The sequence below is a fragment of the Mycoplasmopsis alligatoris A21JP2 genome (assembly GCF_000178375.1).
Taxonomy (GTDB): domain Bacteria; phylum Bacillota_I; class Bacilli_A; order Mycoplasmatales; family Metamycoplasmataceae; genus Mycoplasmopsis; species Mycoplasmopsis alligatoris.
This window is the reverse complement of the sequence record NZ_ADNC01000007.1, coordinates 1-25,630: the sequence shown is the minus strand read 5'-3', so window position 1 is coordinate 25,630 and position 25,630 is coordinate 1. Positions and strand designations below refer to the sequence as shown.

Sequence of the window (25,630 nt, the reverse complement as noted above, 5' to 3'; positions counted from 1 at the left end):
GAGACTTTTATGTCACAAGTAAATAAATGATTATTAAATGTTAAAGACTTAAAAGTCTCATTTAAAATTAAAAAAGATAAATTTGTCACCATTGTAAGAGGTGTCGATTTAGAAATTAAACCAGGAGAAATAGTAGGTCTAGTTGGAGAAAGTGGTTCAGGTAAATCAGTTACTTCTAAGGCTCTTTTAAACATAAATGATAATACTTTTATTAGTGCTCAAAAAATGACTCTTGGTGATGTTGAGTTAAACAAATTAAAAACTAATAAGGATTGACAAAAAGTTAGAGGACACAAAATAGGTTATATTCCTCAAGATCCTTTAACCTCACTTAATCCAACTCGTAAAATTGGAAAACAACTTTTAGATGCGTTGAATAAAAATCATGATTGAAAAGAAAAAACTAAAGAAGAAAAGAAAACATATTTAGTTGGACTTTTAAAACAATTTGGAATAAGAAATGCTGAATTAATTTTTGATATGTATCCACACACACTTAGTGGTGGAATGAAACAAAGAGTTGTAATAACAATGGTTGTAGCTTTAAAACCAGATTTAATCATAGCTGATGAACCTACAACTGCTCTTGATCCAACTGTTCAAGCTTCTGTATTAGCCTTATTTGAAGAAATAAGAGTAAAAATGAACATAGCAATTATTTTAATTAGTCACAACATTTCTGTTGTTGCTAAATTCTGTGATTATATTTATGTTATGTATGCTGGAAGAATTGTTGAACGTGGTACTAAAAAAGATATTTTTACCGAACCAAAACATCCATATACTTGAGCTTTAATTTCTGCTATTCCAGAAAATAAAGAAGATAGACTTTATTCAATTAAAGGAACTCCCCCAGATATGACCAATTTACCATTAGGTGATCCTTTTGCTCCTAGAAATGATTATGCCTTAGAAATTGATTATGTTAAAGAACCACCACTTATTGAAATTTCCCCAACCCACTCTGCTGCAACATGATTGTTGCATCCGGATGCTCCAAAAGTAGAACTTACGGAAGAGTTAAAAACAAGACTTGCAATCTTTAAGAAGGTATTTAATGAAAACAGATAAAAAAGTAGTTTTAGGTATTGAAAACTTAAAAAAATATTTTATTAATCGTTCAACAATAAATAAAGCTGTTGACGGTATTTCATTTAATGTCCACGAAGGGGAAATAGTTGGACTTATTGGAGAAAGTGGTTCAGGTAAAACTACAGTCGGTCGTTCATTATTACGTTTATATGATGATGTTGACGGATTTATTACTCTTAATGGAAAAATAATTTCAGGTAAAAGAATTACTCGTGCAAGAAAAAAATTTATGCATAAAAATATTCAAATGATTTTCCAAGATCCACATGCATCACTTAATGGTCAAAAAACAATATTTTCAATCTTAAAAGAACCTTTAGTTGTTAATGGAGTTATTAGTGACAAAATTAAGGATATTAAAAAAGATTGAGGAGATATTCAAGAAAACTTTCATTACTCATTTTTAGAACATGCTAAAAAATGAGAATTAGAAAACTTAACATTAATTACAAACTTACACCAAAAGTTTATTCAAGAGTGAAATAAGAAATTTGATGCTCTAGAATTTAGTACTTCAGTAAGCAATGACGATAATTTTAATGCTTATTATAGTTATCTAGAAGAAAAAAACAATGATAATTCAACAGTTATTAATAAACTTTATACAAACACTGATAAACTTGTTAAGTTTTTTGAAAAAAAACAAAATGAATATCGTTTCAAAGTCGATCTTGATTTTGACGAAGAAGCCTTGGTTAAAGCTAAAGAAGAATATGAACTTAATTTAAAATTATCAACAAAATCACGTGAACATATTCAAAAAGAAGAACTTTTAGAAACTAAAAAAGAAGAACTTAAAAAATTAAAACAAGAAGAAAAAGATTTACTTATTATCAACAAAAATGCTTTTAAAAGCTTTATTGATGTATACAAAAATGATACAAAATATCGTAAGAATAATGCTTGAAGTTCAACAGAATTAAACTATTATTTCCACTCGAAAAAACTAGAAATAGTTTCAAGAGCAGCAAAAGTTACTACTCACGAATCACAAAAAGTTTTAAACTATTTATCATTTGAAGAAGTTAAAGAATTTGCAAATGAGCTTGAAGAATACTTAAAAGTGTTTTATGACAAAAATTTAAAAGTTGATGAGTCTAAATATGAATCTATTAAATTAATGTCAGAAATCACTAAAAAAGACTTTAAATTTAATATTTCAAAATTTTTAAAACTTTCAAATACAAGAAAAAAACATTTTTCAGAATTGATTAATAAAGCTAGTTCAGAGATTGAAAAATTAAATAATGAACTTAAAAATACTTCAGTGCCTGCAATCAATCAAGATCAGTTAAGAGCTTCAAAAGCTAAATTACTAGATGCACAAGTAGTTCATAATAAGGAACTAGAAAAATTCCTTGAAAAATTCAAAGTAAGAATTGCTCAACTTGAAAGTGAAGTAGAAGCAAAAAGACAAATGATTAAAGAGTGCAAAATTAAACTAGATGCACTTGATAAAAGATTTAAACAAACGCATGAAAAATTCATTAAATTTTTCGAACAAAGTTATATTAATCCTGCCAAAATTGCTTGTTTAAGTGATAAAAACGGAAATTACAAAAAATTCTGTTTAGTAAAATACTTTAGAAAAAATGAGCACACTCAAACTTATAAACAATTAAAAATAGAATTAAATGTTTACAAAACAAACGTTCTACAAAGACTTGATTCGATCAAATCATTTGACATAGAAAAAAAATATATAAATACTGATTTAAATAATATTTCTAAATTATTAGGAATTCATGAAATTGATTTAGCACTAAGAAATCTAAGCAATTCTAAAGTTGCAGCTTCAGGGCAAAGAATGTTTAGAATTTTTTCAGTTAATTCAATTAAAAAATTATTTATTAAAAATACTATTTATAAATCGCTTGAAGATGTTGGTTTATTAAAACAATTTGCTTATCGTTACCCTCATGAATTTTCAGGTGGGCAAAGACAAAGAATTGTTATTGCGCGTGCGCTTATAACTAACCCTAAAGTTATAGTAGCTGATGAACCAATAGCTAGTTTAGATATTTCAATTCAAGCCCAAGTTGTTAACTTACTTAAAGATTTATGTAAACAAAAAAATATCGGAATGGTTTTTATAGCTCATGACTTAAGTATGATTGAATATGTTGCTGATAAAGTTCAAATAATGCACTTAGGAAAAATTGTTGAATCTGGAGATACTAATAAAATCTATGAAAAAGCAATCCACCCTTACACAAACAACTTATTTAAAGCTATTCCAAAAATTTCAAATGCAACAGAAAAATTCCAAAACGTTTCATTTGAATTATCATACTTAGAAGAACAAGTTTATCCAAACGTTCCTGAGCAAAAAGAAGTTGAACCAAAACACTTTGTTTATGGAACAAGCAAACAAATTGATCAATGATTAAAAGCTGATCACTTTAGAGCAACAGGACTTAAAAAAGACTAATGAAAAAGTTTGGGATTTCTCGGATTATTGATTATGTAAAATTTGGTTTAAAATACAAATATACCTATTTTATAGTTCTTTTCTTCTTGATATTATTTGCTATTATATTAACTCTTTCACATTTTTATTCGAAATTAAAATTTTCTGATTCATTATTTAGTTCTTTAATGGTTACATTTCTACTTGACTTATTATGTTTAATGTTTAAATGAGGTTTTTTAAGAAACTCAATTAGCCGTTTTAAAGAAGGTAGAAAAAACTCTAAAGAAAGAAGTGATGAATTAAGAATGAAAAAAATGAATCCAACCGAACTAAGAGCACATAAAATAGCCAAACAAAAAGTTGAAGAGCAAGAATTAAAAGCTAAAACTTACAAATCGAATTTAGGATGATATTTTATCTTAATAACATTTTTTATAGCTATTTTAATTACAATACCTTTCATAATTTAAATAAGATGTCTGCTTAAGTGCAGGCATCTTTTTGATAAAATTATTCTATGAAACTCGAAAAATTTATCTCTAATGTTACTGATTTAACTCGTAGCCAAATTAAAAAACTTCTAAAAGAAAAGAAGGTTTTTATTAATGATAATTTAGTAACAAGTGATTCAATTAACTTTAAAGTAGAAAAATTAGTAATTGACCAAATAGCCTATAACACCGATGAATATGTTTATATTATGTTAAACAAACCACAAAATTATATAACCTCACATAAGGACGAATTGTATCCTAGTTTATTTAATTTAGTAAGCGATGCTAAACGAAAGAATTTAATAGCATATGGTCGTTTAGATGTAGATACTGAAGGATTATTACTAATTAGTGATGATACAGAATCTTCACACAAGCTCCTTTCTCCTAAACATCATGTTGAAAAAAAATACTATGTCGAAGTTGATAAAAAGATTCCCACTTCATTAGTAGAAATTTTCTTAAATGGCTTTATTATAGATAAAAACGACAAAGTATTGCCTTCTAAATTACTAATAATTTCTGACAATAAATGCTATTTAACAATTAAAGAAGGAAAATTTCACCAAGTAAAAAGAATGTTTAAAACTCATTACTTAAATGTAACATTTTTAAAAAGAATTGAATTTAATAATTTAAAACTAGATGAAACATTAAAACCTGGTCAATGAAGATATTTAACAAAAAAAGAAGTAGAACTACTTCTTAAATTTTAAGCAACCAAGTTGCTAAACCAATTATTAATGCAACAATAACAACAATTAAAATAATTAATCACATATATTGTTGTATTAAATATTCGTTTTTAACTTTATGATAGTCTTTTATGTACTTTTCTAAGTCTTCCGGACTATTATTTTTTTCAACTAATAAAATTAGTTTTTTATTTTTTTCTACTCATGCATCTTTTTTTGTTTTTAAATTTTTAATATATTTTTTATTATTTTCTTTTGCGATGTCATTATTTATTTCATTTAAAAAGTTTTTTTGTGCTAAATAAAAATTTTTATTTAATTCATATTCTTTGTCTTGGTTCATAGTGTTTTTATTTTATCACTAATAAACAAAAAAGATGCTAAGCACATCTTAATTTGTATTATTTTTCAGGATTGTCTGAAGCTTTTACTTTGTCTTTAAATTTAAATTCAGCTGGTATTTTAGAATCGTCTAGACCATCAGGGAATAAAGCGGTTTTTAACTCTTTGTTTTCTTTATACATTTCTCTAAGAGCTTCACGATAAGAAAATCTTTGGTTTTCTCCTCCACCATAAATTAAATCGTATTGTTCCATGTTATATGGCCCATAATACTTGTTATAGTCTAATCCTTCAGATCTAAATGCTGCTGCTAGGCTTGTTAGTGCGCTAGAGTGAGAAACATGAAGTATTCCAACTAATTCATTGTTTTGATTTCTAACACTGGTACCACTAGCACCTCCACCCGGTGCAAAGTGTCTGATCATATAATTTAAACCATATCCTAAGTATCTATTTCTAAACCCTTCAGGAGCATTAGGGCTATTATTATAATTATCAGGAAGTTTTCCTTTATTTTCTGTTGATGCTGGGTATGTGTGAGGTCCTTTATTAACAAACGGGTTAGAGATCATTGAATCTAATAATCCTGGTTTGTTAATTATTGATCTATATCCAATCTCACTAGATAAGTAATTTCCTTTTGAAGCTTCGTTTTCGTTGACGCTAGATGCTAGTGCTGTTTCGCTTTTACCCATTTTGTCATATCATTTTCTTCTACCATTAACTCATAAACTAACCGAATGAGTTCCGGCATTTAGGTCGGCTTCATCAATATATGGTCTTAAAAAGTGATCTGCAAAATTACCTGATTGTGTAAGAGGATAACCAATTGCTATTAAAGAATCGTAAGTTTTATTAGGATCTTTTTTATAAACTGGATCAACATCGTTATTTGCAAACGGTACTCCAATTTTGTTGTAATCTTTTAAATAAGAGTTACTTAAAAACTTAATTTGTTTATCTTTATTTTTATCATCAGCATAGTTATTAGTCATATCTCTTGCTAAGTCTTCATGACTAGTATATTTTTTTTCTACCGGTTTACCAGCGCTCCAAACTGTAGGACTAATTGGTAGCTTTTCAAAATCTACTTCAAAAACAGCAAAATCTATAAATTCTTCAGTGTCTTTATAAGGTGAATTAGGTTCTAAATAATCTTTTGGAGATGACTTTAAGAAATTTAATCCCATATATATAGTCTTGAAAGCATCTTTTTCATTACCAAATGATCAATTTTCATATTGTTCACCGTAAGCACTAGTTCTAAAAGTAGTTCTAGTTCCTACATCATTTTTTAATCTTAAAAATTGGAAAGAAGTTGATGATTTATCCTTTGATTTAGTGTTATAAATTTTTTCATTTTGTATATTCATTGCCTCAGCAACGTGTACATTAGTAGCAAAATATCATTTCGTTGGGTACTTTCCATCAGTTCTTTTTTGATAATCTAGTATTCAAGTTGTTCCATAATTGCTTGTAAATTCATTTCCTTTATCGTGATTAACAATATATAGTGAAAATGTTTGTAAACCAGCTTGTTTATATAAATCATTTGGTAGAGTTCTAGCTAAACCAAGTGAGTATTTTTCATCAGAGTGAGAATCTATTAATGATGGACCTTTTCCAACTTCTGTACCGATGTTGACGTTTAGCCCTTTAGTTTCGCCTTTTTCATCTACAAAAGGAATAGAAAATCCTTTCAGTTTAGCATTTTTAAAAGAATCTTGATTATTTTCTCTTGCTTTTTTATCTAGTTCTTTTATTTTGTCTTCAGTTAAATCATTTTTAGTATAAACTGAACTACCGGTTCCACCTTCTCTAGGTGTAATAAATGGCATGTAATTTTCATTATCAAAATCAAAACGTTCTAGACGAGTTTTTTTAGCATAAGAAGTTAAACTTTTTGGATCAAGTTTGTGATTTCCACTAATATCAGCGCCCTTAGGAACACCAAAAGGATTCTTAATAAATCCAGTTATTTTTTCGACTTTATTAATAAAGTTTTTTGGATTTTTTGCATCAACAAGTTTATAGTGAACTTCTAAAGTACCTTCTTTGTAGTCAGGTTTTAACAATCTAATGTCTTCAACTTTTACTTTTGAAGCAATATCTTCAGGTGCATCAATTTTAAAATCAGTTGTTAAAGGTTCGCTTGGATCTAATGAAGCTATTGGTTGAAAACTATTGTATTTAATTTTAAGATCTAGTTTTTCAAGTTCACTTGTGTTTCCTGATTTACCTTCAGTTGAAGAGTTGGTTTCTTTTGACTCTTCGCCTTTTTCTGTTATTGAACTATTAGTATCTAATTTTTCACTTGTACATGCAATGGCAAAAATAGGTAATGCACTCAAAGTTAATGCACTAAAAATTGCTAATATTTTTTTCTTTGATTTATTCATAAAAACTCCTTACTTAATCTAAAGTATTTATTTTTTTTATTATATAAAATATTACTTAGTATTTTAAAACTATAAAAATTATCATTAATATTTAAAATATTTTAATTTTTTTTCTTTATTTTCCTTGTTTATAGATAAATAAGGCAATCAAAAAAGTGCAATGCACCTTTTTAAATTAATTATTTTCTGGGTTGTATGAAGATTTTACTTTATCTTTAAACTTAAAATCTTCAGGAATATTTTCTTTTTCTAATCCATTTGGTAATAGATTTGTTGTTATTTTTTTACCTTTATAAATTTCTTTTAAAGCTTCACGATAAGAAAATCTTTGATTTTTTCCTCCACCGTAAATTAAATCATATTGTTCCATCTCATATGGTCCATAATATCCACCATAATCAACTCCTTCAGATCTAAATGCATCTGCTAAAGCAACTAATGCCATTGGATTAACGGTATGAATAATTCCAGCTACTTCATTATTTTGGTTTCTAACGCTTGTTCCACTTGCACCACCACCTGGAGTAAAGTGTCTTAGCATATAATCAATTCCATATTTTAAGTATCTGTTTTTAAATCCATCAGGTTTTTTGACTCCATTAGCTTCTTCAGGTAAATCAGTCTTTTTACTTTCATTTGCTTGGTATTCAAAAGGATGATATCCACTAACTGGAGAACTAATCAACATATCAGTAATACCTGGTTTATCAATAAATGATCTATAACCAATTTGTGTTGATAGATAATTTCCTCTTGATGCTGCTTTTTCATCAACTCCCGAAGCTGCAGATGTTTCAGATTTTCCCATTTTACCGTATCAACCTCTACGCCCGTTTACTCATAAACTTACAGAAGTTTTACCAGCTTTTAAGTCAGCTTCATCTGCATATTGGTCTAAAAAGTAATCTAAGAATGAACCACTTCAAGTTACAGGATAACCTAAAGCAAATAATGAATCATATTCTTTAGTAGGATTTTTCTTATAAACAGGATCTACTGGATTGTTTGCAAAAGGAACAGCTATCTTGTCATAGTCTTTTAAATATGAATTTTTAATGAATTTAATTTGAGCATCTGGAGTATTTGCATAATTATTTGTCATATCTTTAGCTAATTCTTCAGCACTAGTATATTTTTTACCATTATTATGTCCTGCTGTTGCAACAGTTACAGAACCAAAATCAATTTTTTCAAAGTCTAATTCGAAAATAGCAACATCAGCATATTCTTCAGTATCTTTATATGGAGAGTTAGGTTCTAAGTAATCCTTAGGAGAAGTTTTAAGGAAGTTTAGCCCCATGTAAATTGTTTTAAAAGCAGATTCATTTTTTGAATTAACAGTATCAAAAGCAAAATTTTCATACATGTCACCATATGCACTAGTTTTTAAAGTTGTTCTAATTCCAGTATCGGGTTTTAATCTTAAAAATTGAATAGTTTTCGTTGTTTCTCCAGTTCTGGTTTTATATAAAGGTTCATCTTTTAATCTCATAGTTTCAGCAACGTGAACATTTGTAGCAAAATATCATTTGGTTGGGTATTTATTATCTTCTCTTTTTTGATAATCTAAGATCCAAGTTGTTCCATAATTTGCTTTGTATTTGTTCCCTGATTCATGATTATTAATATATAGTGAAAAAGTTTGTAAACCTATTTTTTTATAGATTTCATTAGGTAATGTTCTTGCTAATCCGCCTGCAAATTCTTGATCTGAATATGAATCAACTTTTGAAGGTCCTTTTCCAGTTTCTCCTGATTTATTAACGCTTAAACCAGTTGCTTTTTTTGTTGTTTCATCATAAAAAGGTAATGAAAATCCTTTGTATGTTGCATTTTCAAAAGTATCTTGATTATTTTTTAAAGCCATTTCATTTAATTCTTTTATTGTTTCTGGCTTTAAATTATTTTCTGTATATGTTGAACTTCTTTGTCTTCTTAGTAAATTCATATATCTTTCATTATCTTCATCAAATCTTTGTAATCTTGTTTTAGAAGCATATTTATATTTTTCAGATACATTTAGTTTATCATTTGAACTAATATCTTCACCACGAAACTTATCGAAAGGATTTGTCATAAAACCAGTAATTAATTTAGTTTTTTCAATAAATTTTGTATTATCTTTTTTACTTGTTATTCTATATTTAACTTCAACAGTTCCATTTTTTGCACTAGGATTTAATAGTCCAATAATTGAAATATCATAATCTTTTAAAATTTTTTCATCTGCTTTTGGTTGATAATTAAAAGTCGTAGTTTCATTTGCATACAATTGTGGAATAGGTTCAAATGCTTTGTATTCAATATCAACATTCAAGTCTTTAAATTCTGATGATTCATTTTGATTATTTGCAACACCTGAATTTAATTTTTCATTTTTTCCATCTTGCTTTTCAGTTTCTTTTCCATTATTAGTTGCACTTGTATCAGGTGTTGAACAAGCAACAAATAAAGTTGAAACCGACAATAAAGTTCCAACACTTATTAAAGTTAAAATATTTTTCTTTTTAAATTTCATATCTACCTCATAACTCTTATATTTAAGCGTATTATATATTTTTGCTTTTATTTTTAAAAATAAAATTTGCTTAAATAGCCAGATAAGACAATTTTGAAATAAACGTTTTATAGGTTTATAATTTTTCATAAATCTTAAGTTTTGTTTAATATTTTTTATAAATAAAACTAGAAGGTATTTTTTTAACTTCTAGTTTTTAAATTTACATATTTTGCTGTCTTAAAGCTATTTTGGTAAAAAGTGATTTTTTAAATGGAATTATCAAATTCACTAGGATTTATTTTTTTATCAGACAATTTGAACTCTTGAGGAACATTTTCTAGTTTTAAACCTTTGTCAAATAAATTGGTTTGATATGAATCTCCATATAATTTTTGTAAAGCTTCACGATATGAGCTTCTTTGATTTTTTCCACCACCATAAATTAAATCATATTCTTCCATTTGATATGGTCCATAATAACCATTATATGTTACACCTTCACTTCTAAATGCTGATGCTAACGATGTTCGAGCCGATTGACTTGAACTATGTACAATTCCTACTAGTTCGTTTTTTTGATTTCTAACACTAGTTCCACTTGCGCCACCACCAGCTGCAAAGTGTCTTAAAAAGTAATTTATACCATAAGATAAGTAACGATTTTTAAAATTATTTGGCTTGTCTGTAGTAGCAAATGAATCTGGCAATTCATTTATTTTATCTTCATCAGCTGGATATTCATATGGACTTTTATTACTAAAAGGACTACCAATCATCATGTCTAAAATTCCAGGTCTAGTAATAAAGCTTCTATAACCTAATTCAGTTGATAAAGTATTTCCTTTGTCAAGTTCTTCATCTTTTAGTCCAGTATTAGCTGCTGTTTCACTTGTGCCTAGTTTTTTATATCATTTTCTATAACCATTTACTCATAAGCTTAATGAATTATTTGCTTCTGAAAGATCATTTGCATCTTCATATTTATCAAGAAAGAAATCTAATCATGAACCTAATCCGGTTATAGGATAACCTAAAGCAAATAGTCCATCAATTACTTTATTTCCATTTTTAGCAAAAACAGGATCTTTAGGATGATTTGCAAAAGGTCGACCGATTTTGTCATAATCTTTTAAGTACGAAGTAGATAAAAACTTAATATGTTCGTTAGTTTTGGTAGCATAATCGTTTGTCATATCCTTAGCTAGTTCTTCATGAGTTTTATAATTCTTTGCAACTTCTTTTCCAGCAGTATAAACTCGTACTTCATTTAAGTTAAATTTTGTAAAGTCAACTTCAAAAACTGCAAAATCAGCCATTTCTTCGGTGTCTGCAAAAGGAGAATCTGGTGCTAAATATTCTTTAGGTGAAGATTTTAAAAAGTTTAATCCCATATAAATTGTTTTAAAAGGATTATTCTCAACGCCAAATGCTCAGTTTTCATATTCATCACCAAATCTTGTTGGTCTAAAAGTAGTTCTAGTTCCAACATCGTTTTTTAATCTTAAAAATTGAACTGTATTAGTTTTAACTTTTTTAGAACGAGTTGGATAATTTTTATCATCAACAAATTTCATTCCATCAGCCACATGCACATTAGTAGCAAAGTATCATGTTGTTGGGTATTTACCAGCTTCTGGTTTTTTAAAGTCTAAAATTCAAGTTGTTCCATGTTGTGCAGATACCCCTGGGTTGTTAAAATATAATGAATAAGTTTGTAAACCAATTTGTTTATACGTTTTACTTGGTAGAGTTCTAGCTAAACCTAAAGAATAAGGCTCATCAACATATTCATCAATTAGCGAAGGACCTTTTCCAACTTGAACACTCATATTTAAATTTAGACCAATTGCTTTACCACTTTTATCTAAATAAGGAACAGAAAATCCCTTGTACATAGCGTTTTTAAACGTTTCTTGATTATTTTCAAAAGCTTGTTTATCTAATTTTGCTATTTGCTCATCACTTAAATCGTTTTTTAAATATGCAGCTCTATCTTGTCTTTTTAACAATTCCATATATTTAGCATTGTCTTCATTAAATCTTTCAAGTCTTGTTTTAGAAGTGTATTTTAACAATTCACCTTCTGTAATTGCTAATTTGTGATTGCTACTTATATCACCATTTCTAAAAACGCCAAATGGATGTTTAAAAAAACCTCCAACAACTTGAACTTTTTCAATAGAGTCGTTTGAATCTTTTAAATTTACAAGTTTATATTTTACTTCAACTGTTCCTTCTTTAGCATTAGGATTTAATAATCCTATAACTTCAAATTTATATTTGCTTAAAATTTCATCACTTAAATTACTTTTAAAATCACTAGTTAAAGGTTCGTTGGCATAAACTGTAGGTTGTGGTTCGTGTCCTGAATATGCTATTTTAATATCAAAATTTTCTAATTCTTTTTTAACTTCTGAATTCTTTTCGTTAGACTTGTTTGTTGAGTTATCAGTATTAATATTTGATGATGAACAAGATGCTATAAATATAAATGGACTAATAGCAGTACTTGTTAATAAACTTTTTAAAATAAACTTTTTCTTAATCATATTCACCTCTTTTATTCCTTTATTATATATAATCTATATATCTTAAAAATATTTTCTTAATTAAAATAATTAGTGATTTTTTATGAAAAATTAAACTTAAAAAATCACAATAAAAAAAAATAAAAAATTTATTTGATATTTATTTTTTGTTGTTATAATAATTAAGCAAATCACGCCGATTTAGCTCAGCGGTAGAGCAGCTGGCTGTTAACCAGTTGGTCATTGGTTCAATCCCATTAATCGGCGCCATATTTGGTCTGTTGGTGAAGCGGTTAACACACATGGTTTTCATCCATGCATACACGGGTTCGATCCCCGTACAGACTGCCATTTTTTTGGAGGATTAGCTCAGTTGGGAGAGCGTCGCCCTTACAAGGCGAATGTCATGGGTTCGAGTCCCCTATCCTCCACCACGCCGTCTTAGCTCAGTTGGTAGAGCAACTGACTTGTAATCAGTAGGTCGTAGGTTCGAGTCCTATAGACGGCACCAGACACTAGCAAAGCTAGTTTTTTTTATTTTTTTGACGTAATTAAATAAGCAAAATATATAAAAATAGATCGATTTGAGATCTATTTTTTATTTATTATTTTAGATTAACACTTAAAAATTCTAGTTCTCATAAAATGTTATCTACTTCACTTTGATCACCAATATCTTCTTTTAATAATTGTGTTGCTCTTTGTTTTAATTCTTGAATTCTTTTAAGTTTGTCTTTTTCTATTTTTAATGTGTCTATTGTCATTAATGAATCACTTAATTTTTTTAATTTTTCAATGTTTACTGGAGAATTATCTTTTTCTTTTATAACTTGTACCAAGGTCAATTGGTCATTTTCATAAGTAATTTTTCAGGATAATAACAAATCATCTTCTTTTTTAAGTTTAAAAATATTATAGATTTTATCTAAGTACCCTAAGTTTACTTGTCTAGTTTTTTTTGTGGTTTTATTATAAACTTGTGCACTTACTAAAGCATTAGATATTTTATTAGGATCTTGAACAAAAATTAATCTATTTTGTTCTGCTTCAATAAGTGAAGTTGATTTATATTCAATTCATCCTTGTTTTGAATCTGAAATAAAAGGAGTTGAATTATTTGTTAATTTTTCATAATTTATTTGATCATTTTTATTACTTGAAGTGATAATCTGATTATCACTATTTTCTAATTCAATGACAAATTTAGAAATTTTAAATTCAATTTTTGCTTCAGTTTCATTTGTAACTCTTATATATTTAGCAAGTTTATTTTTTGCAGTGTCAGTGTTATTTAGATCAGTTCAATTTACTTCGTTTTCAGAAATTTGAACTTTAAGTTTATCTTTATTCCCTGTTGCTAAAAATTCAACATTTTTAAGTAACGAAATATGATTTAATTTTAAACCAATATATTGATTTTTACTTAATGAAATATTAGGATTTTCTTTTGTTGCTACATAAGTAAATAAATTGTTTTTATTAACAAAAGCTCCTAATTTTTCCTTGTTTTCGCCGTTATAATAAAGACCTTGATTTATATTTTTATTTTCAAATAAGTTTACATCAAAACTATCAGTTAATCTACCATTTATACTAAATTCTCTAAGCGCTATTTTATTTGCATCGTTTTCTCAAGGTACTACTTTTAAAGCTTTAACGTTATACAAATTGGTTTTTAAAATTCTATTATTATTAATACCTGAATCTAATCTGTCAACTATTCCATTAGGAACATCAATTCAATTTTTATTATCACTTGTATAAATTATTTTTGCTTTTTTAAATCAATTTGAATCTTGTTTATGCTCACTTCCAGTAAATAATTTAATTTGAGTAATATTAGTTGCAGAATCAAAATTTAATTGGTAAAAATCTTCTGAGCTAGCACTTTTATTAGATCAGGTTGCAGTTTTTGTATCATTATCTGTAGCTAAATTAAGTTTTTTATCGTTATAAAATTCACTAAATGATGAAGTTAAATTACCCGTATTTACAATTCCAGACTCTTTAAAAGAATTTTGAGCTAATTTAGTTTCAGAACCAAATTCTAAAATAGCTTCTTTTAATATTTTTGCAAATGGTATTAAATAATCTCTTCCTGGTTTTACAAATTTTCTTTGATTTAAAGGTTTTGAACCTTCAAGTAAATCAAATCTTTCTACTTTTTGAGATAAGTTAAATAAATCAAGTGCCTTAGAAGCATAAAACTTAGCTTCACTCATTTTAGCTTCTTTTAATTTGTTATTTGTATTAATTTGATCAGCTTCTTTTTTAGCTTGATATGCTTTTAAAGCAAGATCTATACTTTCACTTAACTGGCTTAACGATAGTCCGAAAAGTTTGATTTCACTTTTTAATTGGTCGTTTTTAGATTTAGACATTAAGTTAACATAAGCCTGTTTTGTCTTAATCATATCTTGACTTATTTTTTTAAAAGCATGAGAGTTTAATAGTTCTGAATAATATATATTATTTTTAAGAACTTCAATTTCTTCTCTTATATCTTTTGATTCATCATCTATATTTACTCCTCAATATCCACCATCAGGATTCTTTGTTGAAGTAATGTGTTTTGCTAGTTGTTTAAGTTCTTCATGTGCATCTGGTTCTATTTTTTTAAATGCATTTTCTCATACTTTTCAAGGTTCATATCCTTTTATATTTCAGCTATAAGATGAAATAGAACTAATTGAAATTTTAGATAATTCAAATTCTTGCATAGGATTTGTTACAACTCCGGATAAAGAATCTGCTTGAACATCAGATTCAAGCATTGTTCCAGGACCTAAATTTATTGCGGTATAATCTGGATCATTTACAGGTCAATTCAATCAAAATAATGATGATCTTTTTGCATCGGAATTGTTTTTAAACCACTCAGTAGAATATTTGCTAACAGGAGCTAAAACTGACGTACCAGTATAAAACATAAATAAGTCATCTTTAGGTAATTGATCTTGATATTTTCTTAGGTCTAAAAACGATCCACTTCAAGAAAGTCATGTGCCTTCATATTTTGGTTGACAAAATGTTCAAAGTTTGACTTTTCTGCCTTCACTTTTTCCTCATTTTACTAGTTCATGCATCATTTTGGCAATTAAATTAACCGGCTGCCCTCCTACATCATCAGCCTGAATTCCAAATTGTCTTATTCCAATATCGTATAATTGCTGAAATTTTGCTTTAGCTTTAATTAATTCATTATTAAAGTCATTACTTAAATCAATTACATTATTTTTATTAATTCAAGGGTGCATTGTTCAAGTAAATTCAACTCCATTATCATGTCCTATGTCGACAGTTTTTTTGATATTAGCTAAAGATTCATTTGGATATGTTTCATCTCATTTTTCAGCATGATATGGATCGTCTTTAGGAGCAAAAATATATGAGTTTGTTTTGTATTTAGATGACATTTTAATTAACGATTGTCTACCCTTTCAGGTTCATGGAACGCCATAAAAACCCTCAATAAATCCTCTTATTTTTGTATCAGCATAGTCATTTACAATAACTTCTCTAAGCGCAGAATTTTTTAGTTCCTCTAAAATTCATTGTACTGTACTTAAAGCAGAAAAAGCTGCTGCTTTATCCTTAACAATTAAAACAATTTTGTTATCTTTAATTATTAATGAATAAGCGTCTATTTTATTAAAATTTACTGTTACATATTTTTTATATTTGTGAAGTATGCTTGCCGTTTCTGGGCTTTTATCATTATTGGCAATAATGTGTAAACTTGTATTTTTGTCATCATACTTATTAGCTTTATTTAAATTTTTAATTTTTAAAGTTGTTTCTACATAATTTTCTAAATGCTTATCACTTATGTTTTTGTCTAAGAAAACATTAATATTTTTAGTTAAATAAAAAGCGTTCATTTCATATTTTATGTTTTGCGGTTGTGGATTTATTGTATGCTGGTATCGTATCGCTTCTTCTAATCATTCTTTTTTATGCTCAAAGAAGCTAGATTCATCTTCTGTTTTTATTTGTTGTTTATTATCTTTATCATTTTGATCTGGTTCATTATTTTTAGAATCATTTTCTTTTTTATCTACTATAGTATCGTTAGAAGAATTAGAATTATTTTTACATGAAATTGTAATAATTGGAAATGCTGTACTTAAAGCAACAGATCCAATTGAAAGAATTATATTTTATTAGTTTTTTTCATTTTTGCTCCCTAGAAACTGATTATGTTTCATAATTATTTTACTTTTAAGAATCAAGCATTTTTCTTAATAGTTTTTTGATTGAAATTATTAGTAAATTTATTTTTAAGATGAATATAATTAATTCCTTAAAAAATAAATATTTTTTCATATTTTTTATTTATATTTGAAAAAAATATCTATTCAAATATATGTTTAGTTAAATAAAATAAAAATTTTTAAAATTTTTTGAATTTTTAATACATCAATTATGAAAAATATTTCATATTTATTAGAAAAATTTAATTGTATTTTTAAACAAAATTTCACTAAAAAACAGTAAAAAACTTAAGTCATTTACAAATAAAAATGCACGCAGATAATTAGAAAAATTTTCATGAATTCTTAAATAAAACAGCATTTAAAAATAATGAAAAATAGACCAGATGGTCTATTTTAAAAATATTATTTTCCTTTAATTGATAAGATTTTTAATTCACGATAAACTGAATCTATTTCTGATTGATCACCGATATCATTTTTTAATAATTGGCTTGCTCTTTCTTTAGCTAATTCAAATTTAATTTTTTCTTCTTCACTTAAGTTTTTTAGATTTAGTGTTTTTATTTCTTCTAGCATTGCTTTTAATTTATCAGTTTTTACTGGATCGTTATTTTTTTCTTTTATTACTTCAAGCAAGGTTAATCCGGTATCTTTATAAGTTACTTTTCATGATAGTAAATATTCATTTGGATTTTGTAATTTAAAGATATTTATAGCTTTATTTAAAGTTCCTAAAAGTACTTCTTTATATTCTTTTGTTTCTTTGTTGTAAACTTCTGCTGTTACAATTGCATTTGATATTTGAATTGGTTCTTGAACTAAATATAATTTATTGTATTCAGCTTCTTTTAAAGATGAAGATCTGTATTGAATTCATCCTGTTTTATTGTGTGAAACAAATGGTGTTGGTGCATTAACTGTTAATTTAGAGAAAGAAGCTTCATCATTTTTATTATCACTTGATGTTATTGAGTAATTGTTTTGATCAACTAATTCAAGTTCAAATTTTTCTACTTTAAATTTTAGTGGTGTTTCTCCTTGGTTGATAACTCTAACATAACGAGCAAACTTATCGCTTGTTGCAGTTGAACCTGGAAGGTTAAATCACACTGCTTGATCATGTGAATATTGAACCTTTAAATCTTTTGAAGGTGTATTAAACTTGTATGTTAAACCTTTTATTTTTGAAATGTAGTCAAGTTTTAGTCCAAAATAATCGTTTTTATTTAAAGTAATATCTTCGTTAGCTTTTGTAGGGGTGTATGTAAAGACATTTCCTTTTTTAATAAATCCACCAACTTTATCTTTATTTTCGATGTTAGAAATAACACCTTGATTTACTTCTTTATTTGCAAATAAACTATTGTCAAATTTTGTAGCCAACATTCCATAAACGCTAAATTCTCTTAGCGCTATTCAGTTATTATCATTTTTAAGTGCAACAGCTTTAAGAGCTTTTACATTATTAATATTTATATTTAAAATTCTATTATTATCTTTACCTTTTTCTAGTCGATTAACTTGTCCATTTGGAACATCTTGTCATGTTTTTCCATCAGATGAATATACTAATTTAGCATCTGTAAATCAGTCACCATCTTCATTTATAGCATTTCCTGTAAATAAATTAACTTTAAAAATGTTTATTGGTTGTTCAAAGGTTAATTGATAAAAATCTTCAGCTTTTCCTGAACGATTTGCTCAAGTAGAAGACTTTGGATTGCCATCATTACCAAATGTTAAGTTTTTGTTTTCATGGAAGCTATCAAATGAACTTGTTAAGGTTCCGCCTGTTATAATTCCTTCTTCAACAAATGATTTGTCAGGTAATTTAGTTGCTGTTAAAAATTTTGAAACTGCATCTTTTATGGCTTGACCTAGTGGAATTAGGTAATCTCTACCTGGTTTAACATATTTTCTTTGTCCTACTGGTTTAGAACCAGGCAATAAATCAAATCTTTCAATATGTTGAGATAAATCGAATAATTCTATTGCTTGAGTTGCATAATATTGAGCTTGTAAATTTGTTAAAATTTTAAGCTCATTATTAGGATCACTAACTGCTTCAGCTTTTTTATATGATTTATAAGCTTCTAATCCTAACTCAATACTTTTTGCTAAATAATTAAGCGATTTTCCAAATAATTTTAATTCACTAATAAGTCTTTCATTTTGAGAACTATTCATAAATTCTTCATAAGCATCTTGAGTTTTTTTCATGTCATCAAGAAGTTTTTTAAGTGCTGTTTGATCTAAATTAGTTGATGAAGATACATTATTTTTAATAGTTTCAATTTCAGTTCTTATATGTTTTGACTCATCATTGATGTTAACTCCTCAATAGCTTTTACCATCAGGATGTTTTGTTGAAGTAATATGTCTTGATAATTGTTTAAATGCTTCAGCTGCGTTTGGTTCTATTTTCTTAAATGAGTTTTCTCAAACTTTTCAAGCATCAAAACCTTTAATATTTCATGTATAAGCTGAAATAGCACTTACCGCAACTTTTGTTATTTCAAACTCTTGCATTGGATTAGTAACAACTCCACCTAAAGAACTTGGATCAACATCACCTTCAAGCATTGTACCTGGTCCTAAATTAATAGCAGTGTAATCAGGATCGTTAACTGGTCAGTTTAATCAAAACATTACTTGTCTTTTTGCACTTGAGTTATTTTTAAATCAATCAGTTGAGTGTTTGGTAACCGGCGCTAAAACCGATGTTCCTGTAAAACACATGTAAAGATCTTCAGTTGGAAGCTTTTCTTGATATTCTTTTAAACTTTCTGCTGAACCACTTCATGTATTACCTGTTCCTTCATATTTAGGTTGACAGAATGTTCAGAGTTTAACTTTTCTACCATCTTCTTTTCCTCATTTAACTAATTGATGCATCATTTTAGCAATTAATTCTACTGGTTGATTACCAACATCATCTGCTTGAACACCGAATTGTCTAATTCCTGCGTCATATAATTGTTGGTATTTGGCTTTAACTTTTACCATTTCTTCATCGAATTTATTTCTAAGATCAATAACGTTATCTTTTCCTATTCAAGGGTGCATTGTTCATGTAAATTCAACACCATTGTTATGTCCGACTTCAACTGTCTGTTTAATATCGTTAAGTTGATCTTCAGGATATTTTTCATCTCATTTCCCGGCATGATAAGGATCATCCTTAGGAGCAAAAATGTATGAATTTGTCTTATATTTAGAAGACATTTTCATTAATGATTGTCTACCTTCTCAAGTTCAAGGTACTCCGTAGAAACCTTCAATAAATCCTCTTATTTTTGTATCAGCATAGTCATTAATAACTACTTGCCTTACCGCTGCATTTTTAGAGTCTTCTAAAATTCATTGCAATGTTGAAAGTCCAGCAAAAGCACCTTCTTTAGTTTTTGTAAATAAAACAATTTTTCCTTCTTTAATGATTAAAGAATAAGCATCTATTTTTGTAAAGTCTACAGTTGCATCTGCTTTGTATTTTTCTAATTCAGTTTTGTTTTCTGTGTCCACAATAATAAGTTTTGTATTTTTTTCGTTAGCAGTTGTTGATTTAACCAATCCCCTAGTTTTAAAGGTTTCTCCTAAATAATTTTCTAAATATTTATCTTTAATTTTTTCGCTAATAGTAACATCCACATTTTTTGTTAAGTAAAACGCCTTATCTTCATACTTAATTGCTTGCGGCTTAGGATTAATTGTATATTCACGTTTCATGGCTTCTTCTAATAAACCGTCTTTTTGAGTAAAAAATTCTGCCAATAATGCTTTTTGTTCAGCTTCTTTTTTATCTGCTAAAACTTTTCTAGCAGCTGCTTTCTCTTTTTCATTTTTTTCATCTAACATCTTAAGTGCAGTTAATTTTTCTGACATTGATTTTTCTAATGATGCAAAATCAAATGGTGTTTTTCTTATATCTGTCTCAACATTTGTATTTGAATTATTGTCTTTATTATCAACATCATTGTTTGCATTGTTGTCTTTATTTCCTGCGTTATTATCTTTACTTGCAGTAGTTCCACAAGAAAGAGCAATTAAAGGAAAAGCTCCTGCAAAAATTATTGAACCAATTGTAAGAATAATTGATTTCTTATTTTTTTTCATATTTTCTCCAAAGAAACATTTATGTGTTTCATTATTATTTTACTTTTAAGAATAAAGGCATTATTTTTAAATATTTTTGAGTGTTTTAAAATAGATATTTTCAAATATTTTAAATATAATTAATACATAAAAACAAATGATATTTTTCATTGTAATTACTATTCTTAAGAAAAAATAATTATTTTTTATGTTGCTTTAATAAAAAAATTTCATAATTGCTAATTTTTTTTGAATTAAAAATACACTACATATGAAATTTTTTTCATATTAAAATTTTGTTTTTTTTTATTAATTTATAGAAGATAAATTTGAATAAAAAACTCTATTTAATCATTTTGAATTATTAATTTTTAATATATAATAAATAAGCACAAGCGCGAGTGGTGAAATTGGCAGACACGCTAGATTTAGGCTCTAGTGCTTTACGGCATAAGGGTTCGAGTCCCTTCCCGCGCACAGAATTAAACGATTAGTCGTTTTTTTTTTGCTTTTTTGAAAAGCCTATAAAAAGGAAAAAAGTATAATTTTCATTCTATTAAAAATTTAATTTTTATTATACATATAGTAAAATACTTATATGACAGAAGCAAGATTAATTAGAACTTCTACAAAATCATTTTATGGTTTAGTAGCATTAGTTTTATCAGTAGGACTATTTATTTTTTATTGGACTACTAACATTTTTTTATTGAGCAACAAACAGTTGATTTACAGAAACAATTTCAAAAAATCCTACAGCTTTTTTAGTAGTAATTATTATAGGGTTAATTTCATTTTTTGTGGTTTCTATATTTGGAAGTCGAATGAACCTCTTTTTCTTATTACTAGGATTTTTCTTTTCAGTACCGTTTTTAGCTTTTTTAATAGGGACTTCATTAGCATTTTATCTTCCTAATTTAAATTTACAATGAACCTTTTTATTGTTTGCAGCACCAGTAGTTATTATGGGTATTTTTGGAATTATTGGATACTATGAATTAATAGATATTACAAAAATTTCAAGACTTTCAATGGTATTAGGAGTTGTGTTTTTAATATGTGTTATTGTATCATTCTTTATTTATGGGCCTTCTTTACACATGTTAATTACAGTTGTTGGTTTAATTCTTATTTGTTTAGGAACATCAATAGATTTTTATGTAATGAGAAGAGAATTTGAAACAGCAATTTATCACGATAAAAAACAAATGGTAAAAATTTCAGTTTATTTTGGAATTAGACTTTTCTTCAATTATGTAATGATGTTGTATTACTTAATAAGATTTTTAGGAATATTTTCAAGAAATTAATATTGGTTATCCAATATTTTTTTTAATCAAAATTTATGTTTGTTCTTTTATAAAAAACATCACTTAGGTATTTTTCTTGCCATATTTGTATATGATCTAATCTAGCTAAATTTTGCGCTTTAATTAATTGATAGTAAAAATTTTCTTGATATTTATTTTTAGTAGAAAAATACTTACTATTTTTTTTATTATTTATGTAATAAACTATACCGTAGCCATTTTCTACTATTTTAAGATTTATATTTGTACCATATAAATCGCTTAAAACACCTACAATTCTTCCGTAATGATCAGTGCTGATTTGTTGTAAAAATAATTCAAAATTTGTATTTTGAACAAGAAATGATAAATATTCTTTAGCTTTTAAAGCGTATATGTTTTCGAGTTTAGCAAGGTAATTTTTATTAGTTTCTTTTAATGTTTCTGGCGTGTCAAGACCATATAATCTTATTTTTATTTGTTTGTCATTTTTTATAGCTAGTAAAGTGTCGCCATCATATACTTCAAGTACTTTTATTAATTCTTTTTGTGGTTCATTATAAAATTTATTTTTTGTGTTAAGTGTTGTATTTGGACTTATTTGTTTTTGACAGGAAACAAAAAATAGTGATCCAAATATCAATAATAATAAATATATTTTTTTCATATTATAATATTCTCTTGTATTTTAAAGTGAACAAAAAAAGTAAAAAACCGCCTAAGCGATTTTAATTATTATTTATTAAGCTTTGTTGTTTGAACCAAATTCATAAATTTTTTCTTTTACAGTTTGACACATAGCATCAAATCCATCTTTATATAATTTACGTGGGTCAAAGTTTTTAGATTCTAAATCTTTACCACTTTCTATGTAAGCTCTTAATGCTTTATGGTTAGATTGTTGTAATTCAGTATTAACATTAATTTTTGTTACTCCTAAACTAATAGCTTTTTTAATTTGGTCACTTGGAATTCCTGATCCACCATGTAAAACAATTCCAACTCCTGCAGCTTTAGAAATTTTTTCTAAAGTTTCAAAACTTAATGTTTTTCATGATGTTGGGTATGGACCATGAATGTTCCCAATTCCTGCTGCTAAAACATCAATTCCTAATGAAGCCATTTTTTTAGCTTCTTCTGGATCTGCAAATTCTCCATTTCCAACGATACCGTCTTCTTCTCCACCGATTGTACCAACTTCAGCTTCAAATGACATGTCTCTTTCTTTAGCTAGTTTAACTAATTCAGCTGTTTTTGAGTAGTTTTCGTCAAATTTATAGTGACTTCCATCAAACATAATTGATGTGTAGTCTGTTTTTAAAGCCTTTAAAGCACCTTCGTATGAACCGTGGTCTAAATGTAAAGCTACAGGGATTGTGATGTTTAAATCCTTGATTAATCCTTTAACCATTCCTGAAACAGTTTCAAATCCTCCCATGTATTTTAAAGCACCTTCACTTGTTGCAATAATAACTGGTGATTTTTCAGCTTGTGCTGTTAATAAAACAGCCTTTGCTCATTCTAAATTGTTGATGTTAATGTGAGGAATTGCGTATTTTCCTTTTTTTGCTTCTGCAAGCATTTTTTTTGCGTTTACTAATGCCATTTTTTCTCCTATTTGTAGTAACTAATTAATTAAATTTATGAACATTTATTTTTCATAAACCATCTGAATTTCTGCTAAAGCTACCTGTAACAGTTAAAAAACGATATAGTTCACCTAATTTTTTAGTTTTGATTTGTTCGTAATCATTTTTTTCGTTAACAAAATTATTTGTTCAAGACTCTCTTAAATTGTTTTCTACATGCTCAAAAATTTCTTCAAATGTAAATCATCTATCTTTGTCTGAACTTACAACTTCTATTGCTAAATCGATCATTGTTTTCATAGTTGCTCCTTGCATTGATTATATGCATATATTTTAAAGCATTTTTAAAAAAATATAAGAAGAAATTTAAAGTTAATTATTGGTTATTTTTTATGATTTTTGATCTTTTTTTCTTGAAAACATTTATAAAAACTGGAGGTAAAATTATAATCGCTAAAAATAATATTAAAGTTAGAAATGATAATAAACGTCCGCGAAAAGCTATTTGATAAATTTCTTCTTGAAGTGTATTTTTTTGACTAATTATTAAAATTAAATCAACTATTGGATATAAGAAATTTACAAAAACAACTACAAATAAGAATAATGTGACAATAATATTGACAACTTTAAAACGTTTTGAAAATTTCTTTGGTGTTCTTCTTGATTCTAAAATTGCTCCAAAAAAAGCTATAGCCATAAAAGCAAAAACTAATAAAGAAATTCAATTTGACATTAAATCCGCAAAATTGTATAAACTACTCATTCCACTACCGTATAGTTGATAATATCCACTTGGATCTTCTTTCGGATAATATAAAGTTGCTCCTAAAATACAAAAAATTAAAACGATTGGTAAAATTAAAACAAGTGAGTAAACAACTCCAACTACTGGATAAGATTGATTAGTTTTTTTAACTAATTTTTTATAAAAAGGTACATCATGCATTTGAATTAATTCTTCAATAAAACGAGGTATTCAAAGACTAAAACCATTAATTATTCCAATTACACCTATTCCTATAGACAAGTTGATTAAGCCATAAATTCAAGCTAAATTATTTTTCGATAAAAAGTTAGAGTATTCTTTAAAATCACCTCTTCCATTTAGTGACATAGCTAAAGCAACAATTAAATGAATAATAGTTACAACACTTAAACCAATTAATAATGCTTTAGGTGTTTTTTTAGGATCTTTTAATTCATTACTAATTCCTGTTGAAACATAAAATCCATCATAAGCAAAAAAGATTCCGGCTCAAGAAATAAAAAGTCCACCAAAAGGCATAATATTTGAAAAACTCATTGGTTTTGTAGGGTCAGAAATTTCTATTTTTTTAAATCAATGTATGTCCAATTTATTACCATTTTTTACTTCTATAATAAAAATGCTAAATCCAACAATTATTGTTGCTACTAAAGCAAAAATTTTAAAACCGAGTGTTATTGCATTTTGAATTGTTGCTAATTTTGCCTTTAGACCAGAAGTGACTATAAAATAGGCACTTATGACTAAAATAATAATTGTTCATATTGCCCAATCAGCTTGAGTGTTAAAGTTATAAAAACCAAAGATTCTGGCTCCATCTTGAAAAGACATTATTGCATAAAGTGGCATAAAAAAATAAGTTAAAGTTATATTTATATAAAGCGTAAAATTTTTTGACATTTGATAAGTCATTCATGTATTGAAGCGATGATTTCATCCAACAATAGATAAATTTCCTTTGTTCTTTGCACTTATATCCAGCAGTGAAATACCCATTAAAACAATCGCTAATGATGCAATTATTCAGGAGAATATTGCTAAAAATAGCGAGTAATTATTACTTTCTAAAACTGATTGTGATTTAAAAAATATACCTGCTCCCATTGATGAACCGATAACGATTAAAATTCCTGTAAAAAAATTTATTTTTTTGCTTTTTGGCAAATCTGTTAAACCTAAAAGTGATTGTTCAACATTGTTGCCATCTTTAT

16 protein-coding genes and 5 tRNA genes are annotated in these 25,630 nt (G+C 27.0%); 11 read left to right on the top strand and 10 right to left on the bottom strand.

Translation table 4 applies throughout. The features are described from left to right. Positions 1 to 9 precede the first annotated feature (9 nt). The 4 genes from MALL_RS00885 to MALL_RS00870 are packed head-to-tail and all read left to right on the top strand — an operon-like array spanning position 10 to position 4,715. Positions 10 to 1,071: an ABC transporter ATP-binding protein gene (locus tag MALL_RS00885; protein ID WP_005683289.1), complete on the top strand. Its 1,062-nt coding sequence runs from the start codon at positions 10 to 12 to the stop codon at positions 1,069 to 1,071. Continuing rightward, positions 1,058 to 3,523, top strand: a complete 2,466-nt coding sequence (locus MALL_RS00880; protein WP_005683348.1) for an ATP-binding cassette domain-containing protein — start codon at positions 1,058 to 1,060, stop codon at positions 3,521 to 3,523. The genes MALL_RS00885 and MALL_RS00880 overlap by 14 nt, the downstream gene beginning before the upstream one ends. Continuing rightward, positions 3,523 to 3,975, top strand: a complete 453-nt coding sequence (locus MALL_RS00875; RefSeq protein ID WP_005683282.1) for a hypothetical protein — start codon at positions 3,523 to 3,525, stop codon at positions 3,973 to 3,975. Before MALL_RS00880 ends, MALL_RS00875 begins: the two co-directional genes overlap by 1 nt. 47 nt (positions 3,976 to 4,022) lie before the next feature. Beyond that, positions 4,023 to 4,715: a pseudouridine synthase gene (locus MALL_RS00870; protein ID WP_005683366.1), complete on the top strand. Its 693-nt coding sequence runs from the start codon at positions 4,023 to 4,025 to the stop codon at positions 4,713 to 4,715. Here MALL_RS00870 and MALL_RS00865 read toward each other — a convergent pair. The 4 genes from MALL_RS00865 to mip (MALL_RS00850) form a co-directional block, all read right to left on the bottom strand. Then, positions 4,705 to 5,037 carry a hypothetical protein gene (locus tag MALL_RS00865; protein WP_040545468.1) on the bottom strand — a complete coding sequence of 111 codons (333 nt, stop codon included), beginning with the start codon at positions 5,035 to 5,037 and terminating at the stop codon, positions 4,705 to 4,707. The genes MALL_RS00870 and MALL_RS00865 overlap by 11 nt on opposite strands. Positions 5,038 to 5,095: 58 nt before the next feature. Then, positions 5,096 to 7,435 (bottom strand): Ig-specific serine endopeptidase MIP, encoded by a 2,340-nt coding sequence (mip, locus tag MALL_RS00860; protein WP_005683397.1) that lies wholly within the window; start codon positions 7,433 to 7,435, stop codon positions 5,096 to 5,098. A 175-nt stretch (positions 7,436 to 7,610) separates the two neighbouring features. Further along, the gene (mip, locus tag MALL_RS00855) at positions 7,611 to 9,953 is read right to left on the bottom strand and encodes an Ig-specific serine endopeptidase MIP (protein WP_005683322.1); all 2,343 of its coding nucleotides are present in this window, start codon (positions 9,951 to 9,953) and stop codon (positions 7,611 to 7,613) included. A 248-nt stretch (positions 9,954 to 10,201) separates the two neighbouring features. Beyond that, a complete protein-coding gene (gene mip, locus MALL_RS00850; protein ID WP_005683319.1) occupies positions 10,202 to 12,484 on the bottom strand; it encodes an Ig-specific serine endopeptidase MIP in 2,283 nt (760 codons plus the stop codon). A 174-nt stretch (positions 12,485 to 12,658) separates the two neighbouring features. Here mip (MALL_RS00850) and MALL_RS00845 point away from each other — a divergent pair. From MALL_RS00845 to MALL_RS00830, 4 genes are all read left to right on the top strand, one after another. Continuing rightward, positions 12,659 to 12,733: transfer RNA gene (locus MALL_RS00845), tRNA-Asn, on the top strand. Between the two features lie 5 nt (positions 12,734 to 12,738). Further along, a tRNA-Glu gene (locus MALL_RS00840) sits at positions 12,739 to 12,814 on the top strand. 7 nt (positions 12,815 to 12,821) lie between these two features. Beyond that, positions 12,822 to 12,897, top strand: a tRNA-Val gene (locus MALL_RS00835). Position 12,898: 1 nt separating this feature from the next. Then, a tRNA-Thr gene (locus MALL_RS00830) sits at positions 12,899 to 12,974 on the top strand. Between the two features lie 94 nt (positions 12,975 to 13,068). On the opposite strand, the gene MALL_RS00825 is transcribed toward MALL_RS00830, so the two are convergent. Further along, positions 13,069 to 16,344, bottom strand: a complete 3,276-nt coding sequence (locus MALL_RS00825; protein WP_005683354.1) for a beta-N-acetylglucosaminidase domain-containing protein — start codon at positions 16,342 to 16,344, stop codon at positions 13,069 to 13,071. Positions 16,345 to 16,354: 10 nt separating this feature from the next. Between MALL_RS00825 and MALL_RS04410 the strand changes: the two genes are divergently transcribed. Then, a complete protein-coding gene (locus MALL_RS04410) occupies positions 16,355 to 16,630 on the top strand; it encodes a hypothetical protein (protein ID WP_156785612.1) in 276 nt (91 codons plus the stop codon). Between the two features lie 452 nt (positions 16,631 to 17,082). Here the strand turns inward: MALL_RS04410 and MALL_RS00820 are convergent, their stop codons facing one another. Then, positions 17,083 to 20,793 carry a beta-N-acetylglucosaminidase domain-containing protein gene (locus MALL_RS00820; RefSeq protein ID WP_005683279.1) on the bottom strand — a complete coding sequence of 1,237 codons (3,711 nt, stop codon included), beginning with the start codon at positions 20,791 to 20,793 and terminating at the stop codon, positions 17,083 to 17,085. 374 nt (positions 20,794 to 21,167) lie between these two features. On the opposite strand from MALL_RS00820, the gene MALL_RS00815 reads away from it, so the two are divergent. Then, positions 21,168 to 21,249: transfer RNA gene (locus tag MALL_RS00815), tRNA-Leu, on the top strand. A 200-nt stretch (positions 21,250 to 21,449) separates the two neighbouring features. Next, positions 21,450 to 22,082, top strand: coding sequence for an MAG0110 family membrane protein (locus MALL_RS00810; protein WP_408634340.1), 633 nt, complete (start codon positions 21,450 to 21,452; stop codon positions 22,080 to 22,082). Between the two features lie 22 nt (positions 22,083 to 22,104). Here the strand turns inward: MALL_RS00810 and MALL_RS00805 are convergent, their stop codons facing one another. From MALL_RS00805 to MALL_RS00790, 4 genes are all read right to left on the bottom strand, one after another. Continuing rightward, entirely contained in the window at positions 22,105 to 22,728 is a 624-nt protein-coding gene (locus MALL_RS00805; RefSeq protein ID WP_005683384.1) for a thermonuclease family protein, read from the bottom strand. A 75-nt stretch (positions 22,729 to 22,803) separates the two neighbouring features. After that, positions 22,804 to 23,667: a class II fructose-1,6-bisphosphate aldolase gene (gene fba, locus MALL_RS00800; RefSeq protein WP_005683389.1), complete on the bottom strand. Its 864-nt coding sequence runs from the start codon at positions 23,665 to 23,667 to the stop codon at positions 22,804 to 22,806. 25 nt (positions 23,668 to 23,692) lie between these two features. Continuing rightward, positions 23,693 to 23,950, bottom strand: coding sequence for a DNA-directed RNA polymerase subunit delta (gene rpoE / locus MALL_RS00795; RefSeq protein ID WP_005683321.1), 258 nt, complete (start codon positions 23,948 to 23,950; stop codon positions 23,693 to 23,695). Between the two features lie 76 nt (positions 23,951 to 24,026). Next, positions 24,027 to 25,630: amino acid permease (locus MALL_RS00790; protein WP_005683269.1), on the bottom strand; the 1,604-nt coding region annotated here is incomplete at its 5' end.